General features: G+C 36.2%; 25 protein-coding genes. 19 read left to right on the top strand and 6 right to left on the bottom strand.

Annotation, left to right across the window (positions count from 1 at the left end):
• Positions 1 to 41 precede the first annotated feature (41 nt).
• The 13 genes from F993_RS12260 to F993_RS20390 all read left to right on the top strand — a co-directional run bounded on the left by F993_RS12260 (position 42) and on the right by F993_RS20390 (position 13,062).
• Positions 42 to 530, top strand: a complete 489-nt coding sequence (locus F993_RS12260) for a hypothetical protein (protein WP_004653626.1) — start codon at positions 42 to 44, stop codon at positions 528 to 530.
• On the top strand, positions 523 to 1,008 hold the full coding sequence (locus F993_RS12265; RefSeq protein WP_004653624.1) for a hypothetical protein: 486 nt from the start codon (positions 523 to 525) through the stop codon (positions 1,006 to 1,008). Before F993_RS12260 ends, F993_RS12265 begins: the two co-directional genes overlap by 8 nt.
• The gene (locus F993_RS12270) at positions 1,008 to 1,328 is read left to right on the top strand and encodes a hypothetical protein (protein WP_004653623.1); all 321 of its coding nucleotides are present in this window, start codon (positions 1,008 to 1,010) and stop codon (positions 1,326 to 1,328) included. The genes F993_RS12265 and F993_RS12270 overlap by 1 nt, the downstream gene beginning before the upstream one ends.
• Positions 1,325 to 4,117: a host specificity factor TipJ family phage tail protein gene (locus F993_RS12275; RefSeq protein WP_004653622.1), complete on the top strand. Its 2,793-nt coding sequence runs from the start codon at positions 1,325 to 1,327 to the stop codon at positions 4,115 to 4,117. The genes F993_RS12270 and F993_RS12275 overlap by 4 nt, the downstream gene beginning before the upstream one ends.
• Positions 4,118 to 4,175: 58 nt before the next feature.
• Positions 4,176 to 6,194, top strand: coding sequence for a hypothetical protein (locus F993_RS12280; RefSeq protein ID WP_004653621.1), 2,019 nt, complete (start codon positions 4,176 to 4,178; stop codon positions 6,192 to 6,194).
• Positions 6,142 to 6,930, top strand: coding sequence for a hypothetical protein (locus F993_RS12285; protein WP_004653620.1), 789 nt, complete (start codon positions 6,142 to 6,144; stop codon positions 6,928 to 6,930). Before F993_RS12280 ends, F993_RS12285 begins: the two co-directional genes overlap by 53 nt.
• Positions 6,931 to 6,989: 59 nt before the next feature.
• Positions 6,990 to 7,271, top strand: coding sequence for a phage holin family protein (locus F993_RS12290; protein ID WP_004653618.1), 282 nt, complete (start codon positions 6,990 to 6,992; stop codon positions 7,269 to 7,271).
• Complete coding sequence (locus F993_RS12295) at positions 7,261 to 7,473, top strand: hypothetical protein (RefSeq protein ID WP_004653617.1); 213 nt, start codon at positions 7,261 to 7,263, stop codon at positions 7,471 to 7,473. Before F993_RS12290 ends, F993_RS12295 begins: the two co-directional genes overlap by 11 nt.
• A gap of 222 nt (positions 7,474 to 7,695) precedes the next feature.
• The gene (locus F993_RS12300; protein ID WP_004653616.1) at positions 7,696 to 8,391 is read left to right on the top strand and encodes a hypothetical protein; all 696 of its coding nucleotides are present in this window, start codon (positions 7,696 to 7,698) and stop codon (positions 8,389 to 8,391) included.
• 163 nt (positions 8,392 to 8,554) lie between these two features.
• Positions 8,555 to 9,364: a DUF4882 family protein gene (locus tag F993_RS12305; protein ID WP_004653615.1), complete on the top strand. Its 810-nt coding sequence runs from the start codon at positions 8,555 to 8,557 to the stop codon at positions 9,362 to 9,364.
• 90 nt (positions 9,365 to 9,454) lie between these two features.
• Complete coding sequence (locus F993_RS12310; protein ID WP_004653614.1) at positions 9,455 to 10,012, top strand: lysozyme; 558 nt, start codon at positions 9,455 to 9,457, stop codon at positions 10,010 to 10,012.
• 588 nt (positions 10,013 to 10,600) lie between these two features.
• A complete protein-coding gene (locus F993_RS12315; RefSeq protein WP_004653612.1) occupies positions 10,601 to 12,409 on the top strand; it encodes a hypothetical protein in 1,809 nt (602 codons plus the stop codon).
• 479 nt (positions 12,410 to 12,888) lie between these two features.
• Positions 12,889 to 13,062 carry a hypothetical protein gene (locus F993_RS20390; RefSeq protein WP_004653611.1) on the top strand — a complete coding sequence of 58 codons (174 nt, stop codon included), beginning with the start codon at positions 12,889 to 12,891 and terminating at the stop codon, positions 13,060 to 13,062.
• 126 nt (positions 13,063 to 13,188) lie between these two features.
• Here the strand turns inward: F993_RS20390 and F993_RS19875 are convergent, their stop codons facing one another.
• From F993_RS19875 to F993_RS12325, 3 genes are all read right to left on the bottom strand, one after another.
• Positions 13,189 to 13,980: a hypothetical protein gene (locus F993_RS19875; protein ID WP_004653610.1), complete on the bottom strand. Its 792-nt coding sequence runs from the start codon at positions 13,978 to 13,980 to the stop codon at positions 13,189 to 13,191.
• 160 nt (positions 13,981 to 14,140) lie between these two features.
• The gene (locus tag F993_RS12320; RefSeq protein ID WP_004653608.1) at positions 14,141 to 14,389 is read right to left on the bottom strand and encodes a CPCC family cysteine-rich protein; all 249 of its coding nucleotides are present in this window, start codon (positions 14,387 to 14,389) and stop codon (positions 14,141 to 14,143) included.
• Between the two features lie 19 nt (positions 14,390 to 14,408).
• Positions 14,409 to 15,062, bottom strand: a complete 654-nt coding sequence (locus F993_RS12325; RefSeq protein WP_004653607.1) for a hypothetical protein — start codon at positions 15,060 to 15,062, stop codon at positions 14,409 to 14,411.
• 237 nt (positions 15,063 to 15,299) lie between these two features.
• Between F993_RS12325 and F993_RS12330 the strand changes: the two genes are divergently transcribed.
• Complete coding sequence (locus F993_RS12330) at positions 15,300 to 16,532, top strand: hypothetical protein (RefSeq protein ID WP_004653606.1); 1,233 nt, start codon at positions 15,300 to 15,302, stop codon at positions 16,530 to 16,532.
• Between the two features lie 41 nt (positions 16,533 to 16,573).
• Here the strand turns inward: F993_RS12330 and F993_RS12335 are convergent, their stop codons facing one another.
• Together F993_RS12335 and F993_RS12340 are read right to left on the bottom strand one after the other, a co-directional pair.
• Positions 16,574 to 17,002 (bottom strand): hypothetical protein, encoded by a 429-nt coding sequence (locus F993_RS12335; RefSeq protein ID WP_004653605.1) that lies wholly within the window; start codon positions 17,000 to 17,002, stop codon positions 16,574 to 16,576.
• Entirely contained in the window at positions 16,992 to 17,951 is a 960-nt protein-coding gene (locus tag F993_RS12340) for an endonuclease/exonuclease/phosphatase family protein (RefSeq protein WP_004653604.1), read from the bottom strand. The genes F993_RS12335 and F993_RS12340 overlap by 11 nt, the downstream gene beginning before the upstream one ends.
• Positions 17,952 to 18,107: 156 nt before the next feature.
• Between F993_RS12340 and F993_RS20615 the strand changes: the two genes are divergently transcribed.
• The gene (locus F993_RS20615) at positions 18,108 to 19,343 is read left to right on the top strand and encodes a hypothetical protein (protein ID WP_004653603.1); all 1,236 of its coding nucleotides are present in this window, start codon (positions 18,108 to 18,110) and stop codon (positions 19,341 to 19,343) included.
• A 169-nt stretch (positions 19,344 to 19,512) separates the two neighbouring features.
• Here the strand turns inward: F993_RS20615 and F993_RS0119625 are convergent, their stop codons facing one another.
• Entirely contained in the window at positions 19,513 to 19,800 is a 288-nt protein-coding gene (locus F993_RS0119625) for an Arc family DNA-binding protein (protein ID WP_004653602.1), read from the bottom strand.
• Positions 19,801 to 19,914: 114 nt separating this feature from the next.
• Between F993_RS0119625 and F993_RS20040 the strand changes: the two genes are divergently transcribed.
• From F993_RS20040 to F993_RS12355, 4 genes are all read left to right on the top strand, one after another.
• Positions 19,915 to 20,073: a toxin-antitoxin system HicB family antitoxin gene (locus tag F993_RS20040; RefSeq protein ID WP_004653601.1), complete on the top strand. Its 159-nt coding sequence runs from the start codon at positions 19,915 to 19,917 to the stop codon at positions 20,071 to 20,073.
• Positions 20,070 to 20,840, top strand: a complete 771-nt coding sequence (locus F993_RS20035; protein WP_004653599.1) for a phage antirepressor KilAC domain-containing protein — start codon at positions 20,070 to 20,072, stop codon at positions 20,838 to 20,840. The genes F993_RS20040 and F993_RS20035 overlap by 4 nt, the downstream gene beginning before the upstream one ends.
• 83 nt (positions 20,841 to 20,923) lie before the next feature.
• Positions 20,924 to 21,223, top strand: a complete 300-nt coding sequence (locus tag F993_RS12350) for a hypothetical protein (RefSeq protein WP_004653597.1) — start codon at positions 20,924 to 20,926, stop codon at positions 21,221 to 21,223.
• Between the two features lie 249 nt (positions 21,224 to 21,472).
• Positions 21,473 to 22,063 carry a uracil-DNA glycosylase family protein gene (locus tag F993_RS12355; RefSeq protein ID WP_004653596.1) on the top strand — a complete coding sequence of 197 codons (591 nt, stop codon included), beginning with the start codon at positions 21,473 to 21,475 and terminating at the stop codon, positions 22,061 to 22,063.
• Positions 22,064 to 22,089: the final 26 nt, after the last annotated feature.

The raw sequence follows: 22,089 nt of genomic DNA, 5'->3' as shown, positions 1-22,089 counted from the left end.
CTACCTTTAGAGGTGGTTTTTTTATTACCTAAGGAAAAGTTATGGCACTTAATCGAATGATGTACTGTTCAACACAGGAAGGATATTCAGCCAACATCGGTGATGGTGTTATGTCGCAAATCTTGGATGGTGGTGCAGATCGCTATCGAAAATCACTTAAAGGTGTGATGCATACGGTAAGTTCAAGATGGGTGGTACAGGAGTCAGGATATCAATACTTAATGGCCTTTTATCGAGTGTGGGCAAGGAATCCTAGCCAGCCATTTTTAGCAAAGATCTGTGTGGATAATGCACCTGTTGAAGATTATGAATGCTTCTTTAGTGGTGCGCCTTCACTTTCAAGTAAAGTGGCTGATGTTTATACAGTGACAGCAACTCTAAAGGTTAGGCCGTTGCCAATTAATGAAGCAATGGATGATTTAATTGTGGGTGTTGGCAATGAAGATTCGGACCTAGCACAAACACTTCCAAGCTTAGAAAAGCTAGTGAACAAAGACCTCCCGGATGCATTGGAGACGCACAATGGCTGATTACACCTCTTTTTATTTAAATGCTTCTAGCGGTGTTGTTCCTCTAGAATGTATTGAGATATCACACCCAAGTTTTTCAAAAGTATTCCGGTATGTGAAGAATGATTCAAATGGGATCGTCGCTGAAGGACAGAATTATGTTTATCAACCGATGTCGATTAAAAGAAATGACGTTTCAAACGACTTGGAGCAGAAACTTTCGCTAACCATTGCTGATATGGATGATGAATTGGCATTAGCAGTTTTAGCCATTCGTGAAAGCATATATTCAACGGTTAAACCTGAATGTAAGTTTAAATTATTCCGTGATGATGATCTGACGGCACCTATGACTCAGTTACAAACACTGGAAATACCTACAATCTCTAAAGATAGCAGTGGTTTGGTCACCTTCGATGCTCAAGCTCCACAACTAAACAGTGTTAAGACTGGTCAAACTTACTCTATTGAAGATTACCCTTTGCTGCGGAGAGCGTGATGAGCATAGATAACTTGCTAGATCGCATATGGTCTCAAAAATATACCTGTAATGAGTTTGCATGTGAGGCATGGCAGCAGATAACAGGTGAAGATCTTTCAAAAAGACTAAACGGATTTCTGAATGGAAGGGGTGGATTTGAATTAATTGAAGTACCCATATCGCCCTGTATTGTATTTTTCAAACACAACTTCCAGACCTCGACACATGTCGGGGTCTTTTTTAATAACAAGGTTTTGCACCTCACTGGTCGTGGTGTTCAGTACATGCCATTAGAAGTTGTAAAAATTGGATTTAAAGAGGTCAGTTATTACCAATGAAAAGAGTCATTATTTGTCCTGATCCATATAACCAAAGTACATGGTCGACTGCTGAAGTAGATGACGTGAGTGTATATCTAAAGCAGCAATTTACAGTGTTTCCTCAGAATACGAGGATTTATCACAATTGCGTAGCAGAAGAAAACGATATTACCCCCTCGAATGAGGAAGGCATTAAGCACTTGCAGTCTTTAGATGGCCTATTTTATGTAATTATTTATCCTTCATATGATCCTTTCACAATCGCATATATGGTTGTAGTGGCTATTGCTGCAATATTTAGTGTTTACACCATTCTCACGATGCCTAAACCAGATGGTGGACAACCCGGTTCTGCAAATAACGAATTAGCCAACCGCTCCAACCGAATGCGAGTAAAAGGACGTGTACCAGATATCTTTGGGAATATTCGTGCATATCCTGATTTGATTGCTGTTTTATATAACAGTTATGAAAATGACATTGAAGTTGAAGAAAGCTTGATGTGTATTGGACGCGGCTTCTATCAAATCCATGATTGCCGTGATGGTGACACAGATGTGAATGGTATAGATGGAGTCAGTGTTAGTATTTATGACCCTAATGTCAGTATCACAAGTGATAACACAATTTATAAAGTTGGCGATGACTTCACTGAGTTGCCTTTAGATGTCGCAAAGTCATCATCTATTAACGGACAGAGCCTTGTTTCACCTAATGACGTAGTGGTTTCAGGAACAAGCATTTACTTCACAACGGGCGGGGTAATTCGCAGTACTGATAGTTCAATAAACTTCCGTGATTTCTTTAGCGCTGGCGATAGAATAGCAATCTCAGGTGCTCAGTTCGGCGTTGATAATGCAGTGTTATCGGGACCATGTTCAGTAACTAGCGATTTTAAAGTCAGTATTGATACAGATATTGATGTGCCTGCTTATGCTGACTTTAAAGGCTTATTGTTGAATGGTGCAAATGTCGATACCTCTGGCAGTAATTACGATTTGTCTGGGCAATACATTGTGTCCTCAGTGACAAGAACATTGGTTGGATCAATCTATACTTACGTTGTGCAATTAGATTCACCAAAACAAGTCAATTACAACTGGAACTATGTAGATGCTGACTATGACCTAACAGCAGGTATTACACTGAATAACAACATTGGTAGTGCCGATTTAGATGATAACTATTCGATTAGTATTGTGACAGAAACGACTGTAACACTATCAAATGCATCTACTGTGAATTCTGATTGGGACAAGATTCCAACTTTGTTCGGTGGCACAACTCAAGGACTAAATGATGAAACCATTTATTTAGAATTGATTGCCAATAAATGGATAGGTTGGTTTGAGTTATATCATGACGCAGCCACCACATTGCAGATGAATGTATATTTCCCTCAAGGCTTATACAACGTCAACAAAGATGGTAAGACGACGTACAATGATGTAACGATCACTGTCCAGTATCAGTCAATTGATGATACTGGCAATCCTATTGGTACGATACAATCACAAGATTTTTTTGTTGAATCAAAATCTAAGAGTTCATTTGGACGTACCTTTAAAGTTGCATTAGGGTCTACAGGAAATCAGCGCTTCCGTTTAGCTAAAACAAAGGCAGGAACAGGCGCTAATCCTGTGACTGAGTGCAAGATTAAGGATGTTTACTTAACAAAGCCTTTTCCCAAGGATACCTATCCTGATGTAACAGTGATTCGATCTAGAACAGTGGCAACGGATGGTGCCTTATCTGTTAAAGAGCGTGTCCTAAATTGTCGAGTAACACGGAAATTAAAGGTTGATGGCACGGGTCCATTGGTTGCAACAAAAGATGCAGGGCAAGCCTTGATTAATATGGGGCTAGACCAATACATCGGACGACGCTCTGTAACTGAAATAGACATCGATCAAATCAAGTCAGAGATTCAAGCAGTAAGAGATTACTTTGGCTCTACTGTAGCGACTGAGTTCAGTTACACATTTGATGACGAAAACCTAAGCTTTGAGGAACAGGCGGGAATGATCGCAAGTGCCTGTTTCTGTGAAGCTATGCGCTTTGGTAATAAGCTGCGTTTAAAGTTTGAGAAGCCGCAAGATAACTCAGTTTTACTTTTTAACCATCGAAATAAACTTATGGGTTCAGAAACTCGCACCTTTAAGTTCGGTATTGATAAAGACTACGACGGAGTTGAGCTTGAGTACACATCTCCTCTCGATGACAAGCGAGTTACCTATTCAATCCCTAGTGGCAGCCCTTTAACCAATCCATTGAAGATTCAAAGCACAGGTATCAGAAATGAAGCAGTTGCGAAGACAAGGGCTTGGCGCGAGTGGAATAAACTGAAATTTCAGAATGTGAACTGTGAGTTTACTGCCTTGAATGAGTCAGACCTATTAATTCGTAATGACCGAATTCTTGTTGCTGATAACACCAGTTTAGAAACTCAAGATGGTGAAGTGGTTGCTATTGATGGATTGATCTTAACTTGTTCGCAAGATGTGGACTTTGTCTCTGCCGAAACCTATTACTGTCATCTTCAAATGCAGAATGCAACTGTAGACATTGTTGAATGCACAGCAGGTGAAATGACAAATCAAATCTTTTTAACTAGACCACCAATGCAGGCTCTTGTTGTTGATCCAGATCGTTATGTCAAAACACTCTACACAGTGATCAAAGGTGCTGATTCTAGCAAAAGCATATTCATGCTGACTGAGATGACACCCAATGATCAGATGACCAATAAGCTTACATGTATCAACTATGACGATCGTTACTATCAGAACGATCACGATTTCATTTAGACAAAATTAAACGGATAACCGCCTTAACAGGCGGTTTTTTTATGCCTGGAGAAAAGTTATGCCTATCGTAACAAGAGAAAAACTAGAGAATGCCGATATTGATTGTGACACTTGGGAAGCTGTCATGAGTGGTGACGAGCAATCTAATGTTACTTCTAGACTTGGACGTATTTACCCGACTATTGCAAAAGCACTTTATCAGGTAATTCAGGCGGGAGGATATGAGCCTTTCGATACTGAAGAACTTTTGATTGCTAGTATCCCAACAATCCCAAAGAAAGCGGCTGTGGCATTAGATACTTTTAATGTTTTCTTTTGGCAAAACAGTTCGTGGAAAAATAAAGGTAATATTTTAAATAAAGTCGATGGACTAACACTTAATAGACATAAGGCTTATCCACTTCGTTCAATTGCCCGTAATGGAACAACCAGTCCGGCAAATAATGTATTCAATGCGGTTATTCTGGATATCAAACTGATTGGAACGTTGCCTGATAAATACTACAAACTGTCTTATTTTAAGAATGGCAATACTTCAATTGTAGGTGCATTAGATGGTTGGGTGATTGAAGAGTTTGAGAAGGCGAATTATGAGACCGCAAATAATGCCTCTTTGCGTATAGTAGACTATACACATCCAGTTGCCGATGTGAACAAAAACGGGACGATTCAGACTGTAAAAGTTGTTTCTACAATTCGATCTGAATTTCAGGCGTTCATTACTTTAGATACAGCAAGCTTGCCGCCAGTTGGTACACCGATTACATCTTTGAATGCTGGTACAAGTGGGTGGTCCTGGATCATTGATCCATCTTGCTATGGAATTACAATCCCTTCAGCATTAGTTATCAATCAAGGTAAAGATTTTCCTAATCGTGCAATTCAGCGTAACAATGTCACGAGTCCGTTTAACTCATTCATACGTGATGCGATTTTAGATGTGCGGATCGCTGGAGCGCGTCAGGGCAACTATTACGGCATTCGATATTTTAAAAATGGTTCAACTGAAGCAAGTGGCGTGATGGATGGTTGGATTATCGAAGAGCAAGCAATTGCAAATTATGGGACTACAGAAACAGCACTCGCTGTTGTGCCTTTGGCAAATCCGTATACAGTGGCATTGGATCGGACAAAGGGCATTCAGACAATTGTTTTCGATAGTATTATCGTTCCGAGTCTTCGAGTTTATATAACTGTTGATCCTGCAAAATTTCCGTCATTTGGGGAATTTGTGCGAATGAATAGTGTTTCAAATGCTGGTTATTCTCATATTATTGATCCGTCAAAATATACATATCAGCAACCATTAATTGAAAATGCTTTGACAATCAATCAAGGCAAGAATTTCCCAAATAAGCGTATAGCACGTAACGCAGAAACTAGTAATCCGAACTCATTTTTACTTGATGTTTTGCTCGATGTAAAAGTAATTAATGCGCGACAAGGTTACTATTATGGCATTCGATATTTTAAGAATGGTACTACGTTGTTACCTGGTGCTGCAGATGGCTGGATTATCGAAGAACAGGTAGCGGCAGATTATGGTACTAATTCGGCAGCAACTCGGATTATTTCATATACCGATGCGGCGCCTGATATTACTCGGGGCGGTATTCAAACAATTCGCTTAACTTCACCGCGCAGTGATGTTGAATTATTGATTACGATGGATACTGATAAGTTGTTGCCGTACGGTCAATATATTTCAATGTTGAATAGTGGTAGTGCGGGATATTCATGGATTATTGATCCTTCTCGGTACGAGTACAGTAAGCCTATACCGTCAGGTGCGACATCTTTGACCGCGTTATCCTATACATGCACAGAGGCAGGCCGGTTGCGTTTAATTTGGCAGTCTGGAGAATATCTATATCGTTTAAGTTTTGGGCCGAATGGTTATAACAGTTTGCCAAATCTTATTAGCCTCGATCGTGCTCCATTTGGTGACCGCAATACAGCACAGTGGATTAACGTCAATTCAGCAAGTACAGATTGGTTGCCGCCTCTAGTCGTTGAGGCTGTCAATGATGGTGATGGGAAAAGTCAAATTTACACGGGCGGCAATCATGGAGCATGATGGTAGCGCGGGTGGTGGTAATACGGCCCGTAATATTCATTACCAAATTTTAGCTGACGGTCAACCGATGAAAATGGGTGAAGCCTTTGGTGGTAATGCAGAAAAGGTTTCAGTACAGATCGTAAATGAGCTTATGGCATTTAATACAACCGGCACAGTTGACCCCGAAAATTTCCCTTCGCGTTATGTATTGAGCCAGTCGTTTGCGGTTGATATTTACTGTGGATCTATGGAAATCAGTTCAGAGGTAAAAGCATATGAGCAGATCTCGGTTAGAACAGACAATGGTCCACAAACTGTATCGGTTGGCTATCAGGAAAGTATGCTGTATTTGGATGGCCAATTTGCGACACGTGTACCTTTTGATAATAGTACCAACAGCGGCATCAAAACGCAGTACCCAAAAGTATGGGCCTTGATTTTACAGCATTCAGTAAACGGTCAGTTTGTAGCTTGGATGGATCGTGAATATGAAGCTGGCGATGGCCGATATGTGAGTGGTAATGCACCATACATTCGGGGAGGGTTTACAACAAATACCAAGTTTTATCATGCTGCTGTTGCGGGTGGAATTAGAGCAGAATTACAAATGAGTGAAAAGTATAAATGGCGCGGCGGTTATGCTTGGCAAGCCCCAACACTACAAGGTACTTTTGATTCTACGATTGTGTTTCATAAAAATGGAAAAATGACTACAGCCATAGTCAAGACAGCTATCGATTATACAGTTGTTTAAAGTCCTAATTTATTTAAAAGCCCTGAAATATGGGCTTTTCTCATTTCTGGAGACAGGAAATGCAAGAGCAAGCAGCAAATGCGGTTGGAGCTGCTGCAAGTACAGCCGCAGCAACAGCGCCAAAAGTATCTTATATATCAGCGGGGGCATCAGTGGCAGCGTATGCAGCAAGTATTGATTGGGCAGTATGGTTTTCTGTCTTTGTTGGTGTGATCTCTTTTTTCACGACGTTGTACTTCAAACGCCGTGAAGATAAGCGGGCTCAAGAGATCCACGAATTACGTAAGAAGCAATATGAGCAAACGAGAGAACGGCTAAAAGGAGATTTTGATGACAAGTGAAAAGACTCGAGCATACTTGGCCTTTGCACTAGTTGGGCTGATGTTTGTCCTGGTAATTGCATTATTCTTTGTCGATATGCCACGAGAAAACAGCAACTTAATAAACACGGCTTTGGGTTTTATTGCAGGGGCAATGACTACTGCATGTGGTTTCTACTTTGGTAGTTCAGAGCAAGAAAAGAAAAAAGATAAAGAAAGTTAAATTCTGCAACCTATAAATAGCCGCTTTCGGGCGGTTTTGCTCTAATCAAGCTTCCTATCATATATAAACTAATTATTTGACTTCGATATTCTGTATTTCACAAAAATCTAGTGTTAAAAATAAAGTAGTTGTTCAAGTACTACAGAATAGCTCTTAAGGGCAATTATTTGAATAACCTAAACTTTTAAAGCAACTAAAACATAATTTTAAAGGAGTTTACTCATGGTAAACAACGCAGTAGAAATGCTATTTGATCAATTAACAGATACTAGTATTCCAGAAGGCCATGTCGCACTAGTACGTATTCAAAATGACGTATCTTATGATCAGGTTATGACTAATCTTGAACAGGTTGATGTGTTGCCTGGATTTAGTGTAATTGGGGTTACCAGTATTCCTAATCCTGATACATCAGATTGGGAACTGACCAACTGTACGTATGAGAATGGGGTATTGAGTTGGACAGAGGGGCAGCTTGATTTGGGAACCGAAAATTCCCCAGACGTAGTATATGGTTATCATGCTGGTATTCAGGCAAATATTGGTGACAAGCTTGAAATGATTGTTCCTAATGTGACAACTTTAGCTAGAGTATTGAGTGGTGCACGATTAGCAGATATCAATGGTGTCGCAGCAGGTCAATCCAATATTGGATTTAATTCAGGCAATTCGGAACAGGGATTAACTCTGGAAGGCAGTTCATATCAAACCACGGACTTGCCTGTAAAATACACAATGATTTATGTATCAGCAATTGCTGTAGAGCATGTTATAACTTCAACTGATGGAACGATTGAGCTGTTCCGTGAAACACAAAGTATCCCAGCATTTGTGGGAACCGCGTATTTTAACGTGATTGCTACTGTCACGGACGAAAACGCAATGTTTACCACAACTGTTTCGGTGAGCTCAAGCTGAATTACTACAAGAAATGACCTTAATTAAGGCCAATATGTAAACAAGGGTGAGTAGAAATTAAAGCACCTTAGGGTGCTTTTGTTTATTTCCACTCATCTGATTTAGCAATAATTTATAAATGTCTATTTATACTAAACGTTCAATTATAAAAAAGGTGAAATAAGTGAAAAAATTAATAATTGGTGCATTAATCAGTATGAGCACTATGGGAAGTGCTTTGGCCGCCTGTACTTATAATCTTGATGCTACTAACAGCCAAATTTCAAGTTTAGGGGGTATCCCTTTTATAGCTCAACAATCACAATCAGGCAGTTCGCCAATTACTCCATATAAATTAAAATTTATTGATAGTTCGCAGCAAATGGCAGCTAATTTTTTAAATGGATTGGTTGTAGGGGATAAATTAGTATCAAATAATGGCACAATTGCATTTGAATTTAAGATAAACAGTTTTGCATCAACAAAACCTTTAAATGATGGGGAACTGGATGCACAAATAGCTTTCTATGGTCAAGATACTACTAATAACAGTATGTTGTCAGGTATGTTGTGGCTGCATAGTGGTTACAATGGAGTCTCTTCATATCCCGAATCTGCAAGATTTAGTGGGATGTTAAGAGGCGGATCATATAATCTAGTGAATGGATTTCCACAACCTATCAATCCATTAGTAAGCTTAACTCCTTCCCCAGTTGTATTACCTGTAGGCAATAACTTCAGAGTCGGAGTCTATTTAAATCAAACAACCAAAGAGCTTGGTTTAATTGTTAATGGCGTAAATAAAGGAATAGTACTGAACTATGAAAAGACTTTAAAAAATATAGGTTTTTTTATTAGCTCTACTCAAAACCGAATTGATTCTAATGATTCAATTATCAATCAAAATGTAGGCGTTGAGTTGATTACTGATGCAGCAAGCATGACCTTAAGTTACCCATCTGGAACAACAGATATTTGTGGAACAACAATTTGACTTTAAAACCAGCCAAGTGCTGATATTTTTAATACCATAACTTTATATAGCGCCCATTGGGCGCTTTTTTATTGCCTAGAGGAAAGCAAAATGGACAGAAAACCTTTTTTTGATGCTGCACGTGTACTAGCGGGTGGTAAGCTTACACAGACCCAAGTTGATGATCTAAATAAAGTCATAGATAAATTATCACCTGCGCAAAACATGGCCATAAGTCAAGTCGGCATCAACTTAATCACCAGTTTTGAAGATCTGCGTTTAGCTGCCTATGACGATGGAGTGGGAGTCTGGACCATTGGCTACGGCACCACGGTTTATCCTAATGGAATAAGAGTGAAAAGAGGTGATACCTGTACCAAAGCGCAAGCAGTGTCCTTTTTTCAACATGATTTGAGGCGCTTCGAGGCTGCAGTAAATCAGGCCGTAAAAGTTGTGGTCAATCAAAATCAGTTTGATGCATTGGTTAGTCTAACTTACAACATTGGTGAGCAAGCATTTAAGGATTCAACCTTGTTGAAAAAATTGAATGCTAGTGATTTTATGAGTTCTCCTGATCAGTTCCCAAAATGGAACAGAGGTGGTGGGAAAGTAATGAAAGGTTTAGTTCGCCGCCGTGCTGCTGAGCGAGAGCTGTTTTTAAAAAAGTAAATTGTCACTGTAGGCGCTCAGTGATTTCATTATTCTTAAGCTCCTGCATCTTATGTTTTTTATCAGGCTGCACAGCTCACACAATCAATAACAATATATATGTAGGAATTTGCCTAAAAGCTATATAGAAACAAAGATTTTAAAGTTTTAACCAATAAAAACATTGGGTACAAAAGAGTGCTGTGAACAATACACTGATTACTGATAAAGAAGAACAAAATGAAATTGCTACATAAGTGTAGGAAGACTCAATTATGATTGAAGGTGAAAGTGAAGTCCTGCATGTAAATTGCAAAAGATCAACTCCAAACTTGATCTTAAGTGTTATTACTTTACATTTATTTGAGTAGAGAATAGCGGCAAGTTTTATATTTGCCGCTATTTTACTTTATAGTACTACCCACACGATCCATAACAATCTCATGTAGGATAAGTGTAGGAATCTTCTTAGAGATCTACATTATAAACTGGTTAATCTAGGTTGCTTTAATAAGCCAAAACTTCTATATAAGTAAGAAAGTTTAGTACATTTCACAGTTTTATTATTTTATATTTATTATTCATAATAACTTAAGAGTGAGTAATAAGATGGTTTCTGATACAGAAGTTACAACTTGGTCTGGTCGAACACAAGAAAGTAAAAATAAAGATGTGGTAAGCTTAAATGATTTCTCTCAATTTGATACATTAACAGAGAATTTACAAAGTGCTTTAAACTGGTGTGCGGAGAATAAGTCAATCTTATTATGTGATGGAACTAAGTTATCAGTAGCAGGTATTGTTATACCTGATGGTGTTGTTATTCGAGGGTGGTTATATATTGATTGGAATGGTCAAAACTTAGTGGGCGGTGAGTGGATTGCTACGCTAGGTAGTGCTAGCATTGATCGATTGACTATCTCTTCTTCAAGCGCGCTAATTAACTATAAATTTCTAAAAACAACAAATGATAATATAAAGATTGATAATTTGAATTTATCTCAAAGTGTGGAAACATTAAATGGTAATAATGCATTTTCTATTTACAATAATAATATATTTATTAAAAATTTTGAATCGGAAAATATTCAAAGACCTATAGTCGCTTATGGCGATGGTTTTTTTAAAAGTGGGTTGAAAATTGATAATATTAAAATTAAAAATTTTGTTAGGGGTGTCGGAATTAATTATTATGAAAACGTTAAAATTGGGTTCGCAAAAATTATTGGTAGGCATTCAAGTGCAAAAATTTACCCTGGTCACAATGGACTACTTCTCGAAAATGTTCAAAGTGCAGAAATTGATACTTTAATTATCGATGGAAGTGGGGAGCATGCAGTAAGGCTTTCGAACGGATCTACAGACAGCACCAAAAATATAACAATAAAATCAATCTATGCTTATAGAACAGGTGGTTGTGCTTTTAAAATAAATTCTTTAAAGGGCTACAATGTTAAGAATATTAGAGTTGACCATATTTATGGTGAAGATATAGGTGATATAAATGCTACATCGAATCAAGAGATAGTTAGGCTTTCACATGTGGAAAACATCTCAATAGGTGATATAGTTTCAAAAAAAATAGCGAACAATTCATCTGGATCACAGTCTTTATCTTTAAATGATGCAAAATTCGTTACCGTTAAAAATATATTTGCAGAAAAGAATTCAACTGTTCCTATTTTGTTTAATACATCTCAAGATGGTGAGGCTGGTGAAATTAAAAATATTTTTATTGATAATGTTGTTCATACAGAATCATGTGCAGCATTATTCAATGTCAGTTCTTCTAGTGTTGGAATAGGGAATATTTTTATTAATAATGCTATATTAGGAGCAACTACTACAGCTTCTATGTATTTTAATAGTCCAGATATTTTGATTACCGGGATGATTTCAATAGATAAACTAAAAATATTGAACAATAGTGTAACTGCAATAAAAAATCCACCTTCTAATAATTTTAAGTATAGTTTAGATACTGAAACTTTTGCTACTAAAAACTGTGTTGGAGGGAACGTAGGGTATACCAGCACCTATGGTTTTAAATTAGGAGTTTTTGATCCTGAAAAAAGTAATGGTGTATTACATATTTCAAATAATGTAATCGAATCAAAAAATGGTAATTATGGATCTGGTATTCAAATTGCACGGCCATCTTCAGAAAGGCGAGGAGCCGCGATAGTTGTAAAGCAGACTGGGGAAAAGGAAAATAATATAGGCTTAAGTTTTTTATCGGGTTCAACGGTAATAGCTTCAGATAAACTTCTAGAAAATATGTTGCTTAAACATAATGGTGTATTAAATCTGCCGCAGATAAAGTTTTTTGAAAGTAATGCAGCAGCAATAGCATCAGGACTATCTGAGGGTGATATTTACAGCAATATCGATGGAAAGTTACAGATAGTAATTTCATAGATTAAATTTTTAATATGTAGAAATCTTCTTAACTATTGCTTTAGAGCTAATTGAACAAGAAAGTTGCTACAGCGACAACCTAAAACTCATTTTTAGAGCCTCCTTCGGGAGGTTTTTACAAGCAAATATGCTGCCTAAACTAACTTTTATTCAATTTATCCCAATTCCTTCCCTCTAACCCTTCGGAATCTCCTCATCCCTCGGCTTTCTCACATTCTTAACAAATCGTTCCTCTATTGCCCTATCTTTTTAAAGTTTTTACAGGCTTGGTTTAATGATGGTACGTTAGTACCGCCGCTGTTTATGGTCTTTTGCTTGCCTACTACCATGCAGTAGAGGGTGAGTTTTTCTTAAAAAAGTGATATTAATAAACATGCAGATGCTAATAAATATTGTGAAAGAATAAGAACCAACTATCTAAATTCTTTTAATAGCATAATTTTTATAAATTTATTATTTAAAATATAATGGAGTTCAATATGACTAAGAACAATCAACAAGGTGATAAAGAAATAAAAGGGCGGGAAGCAAGTACTGAGGAAGCCGCTCAAAGTCCGGAACCGGGCGGTGCAAGTGGTCCAAAGGAAACACCGTCTAAACCATCTACTAATCCATCTGGTACAGCTGGTGGAACCACGACCACAAAACCTTAAACGTACTTATTCTGAAGCTATAGAACAGAACTAAACCTTTTTATAAAGTAATTCAAACTAATACTGCTCATTATCCAAAAGGATGATGAGCAGTATCGTTCAGAATATTTAAAGAAGTTTCAGTTTCTAAGAATTACTTTCAATATCATTTTTATCAATAACTGTTGTTGTGCCATCAGGGTAATTGATAATTATACCGCCTACGCCATCAGGTAGTGGCTTAGGGCAAGAATAATGTAAAGTGATTATGGTTTCACCAGAAGGCCGAGGAATGAATAAGTACTTTGGTACAACTGTTAGAACTAGATTTGGTGGTATTTTCTTTTCTAAATATGAAAACTCAAGCGTTGCATCATCCGACTCATTTCCTACGTCAACTTCGGCTTTGATGTGTAAGCTTGGTGAAAAATTAGGACCAGGTTGATTGTTATACCAAGCAGACCAATCAACATCTCCAGCAGTTAATTTTTTACCAATATTCTGATTTTCTTTCTGATACCAAGGGAGTGTATCTATTGGGCCGAATGTCTTGATACTCCATGGAAATGAATCTGCTCCACCAGTTAAAACCGATTTATTCTTATCAAACAGCTTAACTAGAGAATTGGTAGAGGCATGGATTCTCACCCCCTTGACCCAACTAGGAAGATCAATTACTAAGGGTGTAGAAAAAATATCTACTCCATCGTGATGTGCAAAGACCAAGGCATCCTTTGATGGTTCAGTAGCATAAAAATCTATATCAAGGATGCCGTCCTCAGGTTCTTTAATATAATACCAAGGGCCTAACTCAGCATTAGACCAACCACTAGATGGTACTTTACCCTTTGCACTAATTACGGCTGAAGGTGGTGTATCCCCACTGCTTTGCGTAAAATCTACATACACTTTATTTACAGATATAACTTTTCTAACCATTTTTATTACCTATTATTTTGTAATTATTAGAGAACTATATCTAGCATTATTGCATTACATAATCAATTGCATACGTCTTAATGCTGAGGCTATGAGTGAAGATAGCGATGGATGGTTGCTGTAGCATAAACTCACTATCTTAAAAACAATTTGAGACGCCTTAATTATTTGGAATTTCTTCATCCCTCGGCTTTCTCACATCCTTAACAAATCGTTCCTCCATTGCTCCATACTTTTTAAAGTTTTCACGAGCTTGGTTTAGCGAAGGTACGTTTGCACCGCCAGCGAAATCATGGTCTTCTGCTTGTACAGGATCATCCTCCCAGAAGCATACAGAGCAGATAACATAGTCGCCGTTAGATGGTTCGTCTCTGGTTAAGTAGCCACAGCATAAACACGGGTAGAGCATTCTATTTCTCCATTAATTCTTATGAGCTTTTTTTCTCAGGCTTTTCAGCATAATTAGAACTCAAATACACAACATTCTTCGGCTCTACCAAAGAGACATTTTTTTGTTCATCTATCACAGCACATAGAGTAGAACCACATAAAATACGATATTGTTTTAGGTCTGTATCTGCACCAGTTATTTTTACTAAGGGCTGTATTTTCATATCAGTAAGTATTGTTTGGCCAATTGCTTTGCCTTTTTGTTCAATATGGCTAAGAGAAAAAAGTGCCCCAACAAATAGTGTATAAATTATGAGTGTTGTCAAAGTAAAAACCGAGTAATTTCTATCTCTTTCATCAGTCAGACTTATGTTATGTGGTTTAACTTCATGTGGAAGTCTGAAATTAATTTTACTTCTCAAAAAGCTAACGATTTTTTGATCTAATTCTGCTGTAACAAAAACATATCTTGAGACATAGAAAAGGGTAGTGATTATAAAAAAGTATATTAAAGGTGCTTGTCCTTTTATGAACCCCCAATAAATTTTATCTTGGATACTAAAATTCAATACAACAGGATCGACATAAAAAGGCCGTAGTAACCCCCCTAAGTAAGCTTGACCCAAAGCAAATAAAAAAATTGCTGTTAAAGTAACAATGATTGCTGTATCCAATGAAAAATTAAACTTCATGTTCTTCCTTGTTATTTATTCTTTGGGAAATTTTTGGTATTACTACCTTAAGTATTCACAGGTTTTTTACATAACTTTGAAATGAAAGCTGCTCCATAAATATCGTATATATTAACAGTTTTAAACTTTTGATTTCAATTAATCTTACTTAAATTATTAGGTAGATTGATCTAGTTATAAAAGCTAAATTTAATTAATATAAGGAGGGTTGATGAAAAAATAAAGATTGAGTTTTATATGTCTAATTTAGTCCATTTTGAATATGCTCCACCTAAGTCTTGGGAACAGTTTGAGGAGTTGTGTGCAGATTTATTTATGGAAATCTGGAATGATCCTAATGCTGTACGTTATGGGCGTGGAGGACAGAAACAATATGGTGTTGATATTCTAATTAGTAATGGGAGTATAACTCCAATTGGTTTGCAGTGCAAAAAGAAATCAAGATGGCCAGTTAAAAAATTAACATTCCAAGAGGTGCTGGATGAAGTAGATAAAGCTGATAGATTTACACCAATATTGAAGGAATACTATATTTTAACGACTGCAGAATCTGATGCTGTTCTATTGGCAGAAGTTCTAAAGTTGAACGACGAACGTACAAAGAGTGGAAAGTTTAAGGTAACAGTTTTTTCATGGGCAGAAATAGTTTCTAGACTTTCGATATGCAATAAAACAATAAAAAAACATTACAATATTGGGAGTGATGAGAATTACTTTTCTCCTCTAATTTCTACTTGGTATATTAAAAATGACAAAATTGAACTTAATGGTGATAATTGGACGCAAGAAGTAAAAAAATGCTGTCTAGATTTTTATGACTATCCTAATGGTCATTTAGTTATTAGACAAAGAGAAACAGATGTTTTATTAAAAAAATTAAAGCTTAGTGTCAATCCTAAGAACTTAAAAGAAGCTAATGCGCTAATTTGTTTAAGGGAAAAAATTAAACGGAATACTTTGAAGGAGAAAGAGGCTAGTTTATGCGTTGAAAGAATAATTAAGAGTAAAACAATAATGAATTCTATAGTTAGTTCTTATAGTGATACACCAGATAATTACTATTTTGATAAAGTATTAACATCTGTTATTGAAAAATTTTTTTCAATAAATAATGAAAGCTATTTTCCAAAAATTTCACTAATTCCACCAGAAATAAATACGTGGGCAAATTCAGAAGATCAAGCTTTTAGGTCTTTGATCATGAAAAATAAATTTGATAAAAATACACTTACTTTACCTCCTAACCTTTTAGTTGAAATATTTAATACAGAAAGGGAATTTTCTCTTAAATATGCAGGTAATCAAATGGCTAAAGTTGTTGATGAACTACCAAGGGATCTAAAGGCTAAATACATAATTCCTAGAATACTATATATTATTTTTTCAATAATGGAACTTTCAGGAAAAGATATTAATGATTTAGAACGCATTGGTTTTTTGAATTTGAATTGCTGGAAATATGATTATTGATTTGTTACATAGAAGAAGGAAAATGCGTGAATATTTTCCTTCTACATAATTTTTTCTAACTCTTCTCCAAAAGCAGCACTACCCAATATGTCTGATAAGTCATTCACTAAGCTTTCTTTTGAATTTGATGTAAGGCTATTGTTTTTAAAAAATAATTGAATCGGGTATCCTTGGTCACCATATTTTATGTCAGCCATATTAAATGAGTCTCCAGTAACATTATTTTTGACTTCAAGAAAATATTCTTCTTTGAATTCGTTACCGGAAGATTTCGCTAAAGAACTTAAAAATATGCCCAAAGTTGGAATAATTGATTTTTTTAAATTAATTGAAAATTTACCAGAAGTACCTGTAGAAATTTCAGTATTTATCAAAGAAAAAATATTTTCTATCTCTTGGATATTCATTTTTTTTCTTTCAGCTACTGATATCGATTTGTTAAATGCGTTCAAAAATACCTTATCTGACATTTGAAATTATACTCCTAAGTTTTAAAGATACTGGAAGGTGATCAAAATTATTACTTTGCCAAACAGATAGGTTCTGTGAGACGCCTAATTTTATAACATTAAGACTATGGTCGATGTAGGACCAAGTGTTTTTCTGCCCCATCACGAAAGATGAAGGAAATAGGACTTGATCATACACATGCCATTCTTCTTTTAAATTTTGGGGGAAATAATGAGTTCCGGGTTCATTAGCTAAGAATTTGTCTAGGATTATACATCCTGAATGATAACTATGTACGTCATAAATTAATTTCCAACTAGGATTATAAAGTATATTAAAATCCGAATGTTTGATACAATGTTCTTTTGAGTAAGAACTCATTAATATTTCTTTTATTTCAATGCTATATGGAGTTGAATTATAGTCACCTAAAAAAATTAAATTCTCCAAAATATTACTATTTCTCGTATCGTCAATCCATTTGCGAACTGCTTTTGCAGCCCCTTCTCTTTGTAAAACCTGATTATTCAGTTGACTCGGCCAATGTGACACCAAAAAATTCAACTCTTTATCTGCAATTTGTAAAAAGAAAACCTGTCCAGCTTTAATAGTAGCACCAGGTATCTCATCTTTAATAACAGCTATATCTCTTGTTTTCGAAAAAACACTGCTTTTATATATAACACAACTGTCAAAACGTGTCCGAGAAATCTTTGTAGTACCATCAATCAATGAATATTGGAGTTTCATCAGATTGATGATCCACATAAGAAAATTGTTAAATTCCTTTGATACTTCAACTAAGCAAATTACATCAATATCACTAACCATCATATTATAAATTAATTGTGTTGCTAATTGATATTTTGAAGCATCTTTGGGAGCTCCTCTTGTAGGAGATACACCACAATTCCAAAAAATAATTGATAGTTCAAGCTTATTCATAGATGTTAAAGTTTTCCATTTCATTTATTAAGAAACATCATCCTTGCTTCTTTTTATTAATTAAAACTTCGAAAATAATACAACACCTTACACCAAAATTCTACCCCACAACACCCCCAAGTTGAGGTATATTTAACCTCAAAATTGATAACTTTTTTGAAGTGTTCTAGGGTGCGTTGTATGGGATTATTAGACGAAAAAGAAAAACTTATAAGGGATAACTATGTAGAAGTATGGAAGCTGATCGAGTTGCTTTCAAATACAGATAAATATAGCCATATTGGCGTATATTTAAGAAGCATAGAAGCTCATACAAGGAAATTACCTTTATATAGAGTAAATGAATTTTATCAGATTGGCCGTATAGCTCCTCCAAATAATATCTATTCAGATATTGAAGAGATCATAGACTGTCTTATTTGCGATACAAATGGAGTTGAAGAAGAAACTCAAGCTACTCTTGATAAAGTATGTCTAAAATCTGCTAACTACTATTGGAAAAATTCCGATCTATTAAAATTTAAAGAACTTAAAGATATACTTACACCGACTCAAATAGTAGAAGTATCAAGCGTAGAAGCACATGTATCTAGCACTAAGTCGAAAAATGAATTAAACAAAAATAACTTATATATCTCAGATATTCTAAATGAGAAAAAAGAAAAATATTCTTCATTTATCTATCTTATAGAGGATTTTTGTCATACTTTCGATATATTAATTTATGAATTATCTAGTTTTTTGCTTTTGAATGGTTTCGAAAGCCAAGCTCTTGTGTATGTTAATATTAGTAAAATAGATTGTATAGCTCTAGATGACTTGAGTTCAACAAAAGCCATACATCACATTTTAAATATTTTAAGCAATAAAAAGTTTAATAGTACAAGATTTGAAAATAGCTTTGATGATGAACTCATGTATGAGTTTGGTCATATTCAAATTGAAAGAAATAGTCTTTACAGCTTTAAACCATTAAATGATTTAACGGTTAATATTTGCTCTGGTCATGAGGTATTTGGTTCAGCAAAGTATGGTGATTTAAATATAAAAGAATTAAATGAGGATTTACGAAATTATCGCCAATCTCAACCTGAGATATTTAGTGATGAATGGTATGACATGTACCCTAAATTGAAAGAACTTAGAGATGTCACACCACAGGAAATGCCTGAGGCATTCCCCAATCTTTTAAGCCAGCATCCTGCTCTTGACGCCAATCACCCTAATCACGCACCAGAGTTGAAGCTCGCATTTGAGTTGTGGGAAGAAATTTATGTAAACGGGAGATATGTTGAATCACACAGTAAATCGGTCGAGCAGCTCTTATGTGAAAGGGGCCATCAAGCACGATCATCTAAAACCTTAGACTTAACTAATCTAGCTAAAAGAATCATTGCTATTACTAATAAAAAATAATCTAAATAAAACAAATAATTAGTTATATGGCACATGTATGTGTCACATAACCAAACAAATACGGTAGATCATGTGTCACAAATTAATTTACAAGTGACACTTGTATGTCACCTCATACTTTTTGTTTAACTAGCCTCATCGAAACAATAAGATGAGGCTTTCTTATGAATCAATCAGTTTCTGTCTTTAATGCTTTAAGAACAGCATCTTGTGGAATTCCACTTTGTATTAGTCGGTCTGTGATACGACTCAAAGATTGTTCAATCATCTCACCTACAGCATTCGAAAGCATTCTACTGCCTAAGGTAGCTTCACCTTCAGGTTGTTCAAATGACATCTGTAATCGAGCAACTATTTCTGCATTCATAGAACGATTATATAAACGTGCTGACTCGGTAATTTGATCTTTGAGTTCCTGAGGTAGGCGAACTTTCAATTGGGGATCTTCTCTGCTCATAAAGGTGAACCATAAAAAATTAACTCTATTCTATAGATCACGGTGGTGTTGACAATGGGACCACCGTGGTTTAAATTAGAAAAATGAACCACGGTGGTTTAAAAGGTGTTAAAAATGGATGAAATTAAAGTTATTGATGTAAAAGTTCGTCTCAAAGCTGAATTACATAAAGAGCTTAAAGCGAAAGCACAGCAAGAAGAACGCTCAATGAATTATCTAATCAATAAAGCAGTTGAGTTATTAGTAAACCAAACTAAAGAGACCAAAGTATGAATATGAAATTAAAACCTATCACAATAGCAGTTGATGGAGTCACAATCAGAATCGATGCACAAGGTCGTTTCTGTCTAAATGATTTACATCAAGCAAGTGGTGGATTAGAAAAAGACAAACCAAAATTCTTTCTTGAAAATAAACAAACCCAAGCACTCGTAAAGGAGTTAACCGAGGGAGGAATTCCTCCCTCGAAACAAAATCAACCGGTTAGCGTTACTCGTGGCGGATTAGAGCAGGGTACGTATGTAGTAAAAGAATTGGTTTACTCATATGCAATGTGGATTAGCGCTGCATTTAACTTAAAGGTTATTCGTACTTTCGATGCTGTAGCTACAGGGAAAATTCAACCGATAGACCCTGCAAAGCTTTTTGCTGATCCGCATGCTTTACGGAATGCCTTACTTACGTATTCTGAAAAAGTAATTGAGTTAGAGCAGCAAGTAGAAGTTATGCAGCCAACAGTTGAAGCTTTCGATCGTATTGCTAAGGCTGATGGGAGCTTTTGCCTACGTGATACAGCAAACAACCTACAAATGCGCCAAAGTGACCTAATCAAATGGCTCCAGTTAAATGGCTGGATTTACAAACGCTCTGGTAATGCCGCATGGCATGGTTATAGCGATAAGCTACAGGCAGGTTATCTGGAACATAAAACCGAAGTGATTACTCGTCCTGATGGCTCAGAAAAGATCACAGAACAGGTGAGAGTGACACCAAAGGGATTAACCAAGCTTTCAAAGCTATTAGGAAATCACAATGCATAATTCAGGCAATAAAAAAGCCCTTGTCGATTTCTTGGCGGAAAACAAAGGGCTTAGTATTGTCATCGCATGGAGCGATAAACTACATGAACAGTATGACCCAGTTAGTTGCTGAAAATCAAGTCTATGATGCAACTGACGTTGCTGAGGGCTTTGCACTGGCATATGAACAAGTTGCCGATATTGCTGCAATGTTGGATGCAATCCAGCACAAGCAAGAGAGAACTATTGAATATCTGGCCAAGGTCTATAACGTACCTGAGTCAGTATTCAAGGAACTCACACGGCTTTTTCAGATTACTGAGAGCATGATCCAAGATTCCATGACTTTCAGTAAAGAACAGGAAGACTCCTATAAAAGCTTAGATGAAGGGAAGGCTTCTTAATTTTTTGACCTCTACTGAAACCGCTTATTTAAGCGGTTTTTTTTATATTTTGTGAGCAGGTTTTCACTCAATCAACTTCTGTCAGATAGGCAAACTCAAAGCTAAATGAAAAAAATGATATTGCGAATATTTTGTGAAAATTTTGTGAAGGTGAAATTTTCACCAACAAAACACCCAAGCAAAAAACGGGAATATTCTATAAAATAAACGAAACTTTTCGCTCAATTTGAAATTTGGCTCTTTGTATAAATGACTGATATAGAAATAGAAACACATCCATTACAACCGTTTTTACCTGCGACTGCTAAGCTGCTGATGCTTGGCAGTTTTCCACCACCGCAAACTCGCTGGAAGATGGATTTTTACTATCCCAACTATCAAAATGATATGTGGCGTATCTTTGGTCTGATCTTTTTTAAAGATAAAGATCACTTTTTAGATTTACCCAATAAAAACTTTAAAGAACAACTGATCCGTGAGTTCTTAACCCAGATTGGCGTAGGAATCTTTGATACGGCTTATCAAGTGAAACGCTTGCAGGGTAATGCGTCTGATAAATTTTTAGAAATTGTTACACCCACAGATTTATCAAAGTTATTAGAACAGATTCCTCTGTGTCATACCATCATGACTACGGGAGATAAAGCAACAGATACGCTGATGCTACACTTTCCAGAGCAAGCAACTAAGCCTATGATTGGACAGTCGGTGCAGGTGAATTATGCTGATCGAGAGCTGAATTTATACCGATTACCATCATCATCAAGAGCCTATCCTTTAGCGTTGGAAAAGAAAGCAGAAGCCTATCAACAGTTCTTTAGACAAATTGGTTTGGTGTAGTTGGTTGTTATGAAAATGACCAGTCA

This window comes from Acinetobacter proteolyticus, from assembly GCF_000367945.1.
Classification (GTDB): Bacteria; Pseudomonadota; Gammaproteobacteria; order Pseudomonadales; family Moraxellaceae; genus Acinetobacter; species Acinetobacter proteolyticus.
This window is presented reverse-complemented; position numbering and strand designations above follow the sequence as displayed.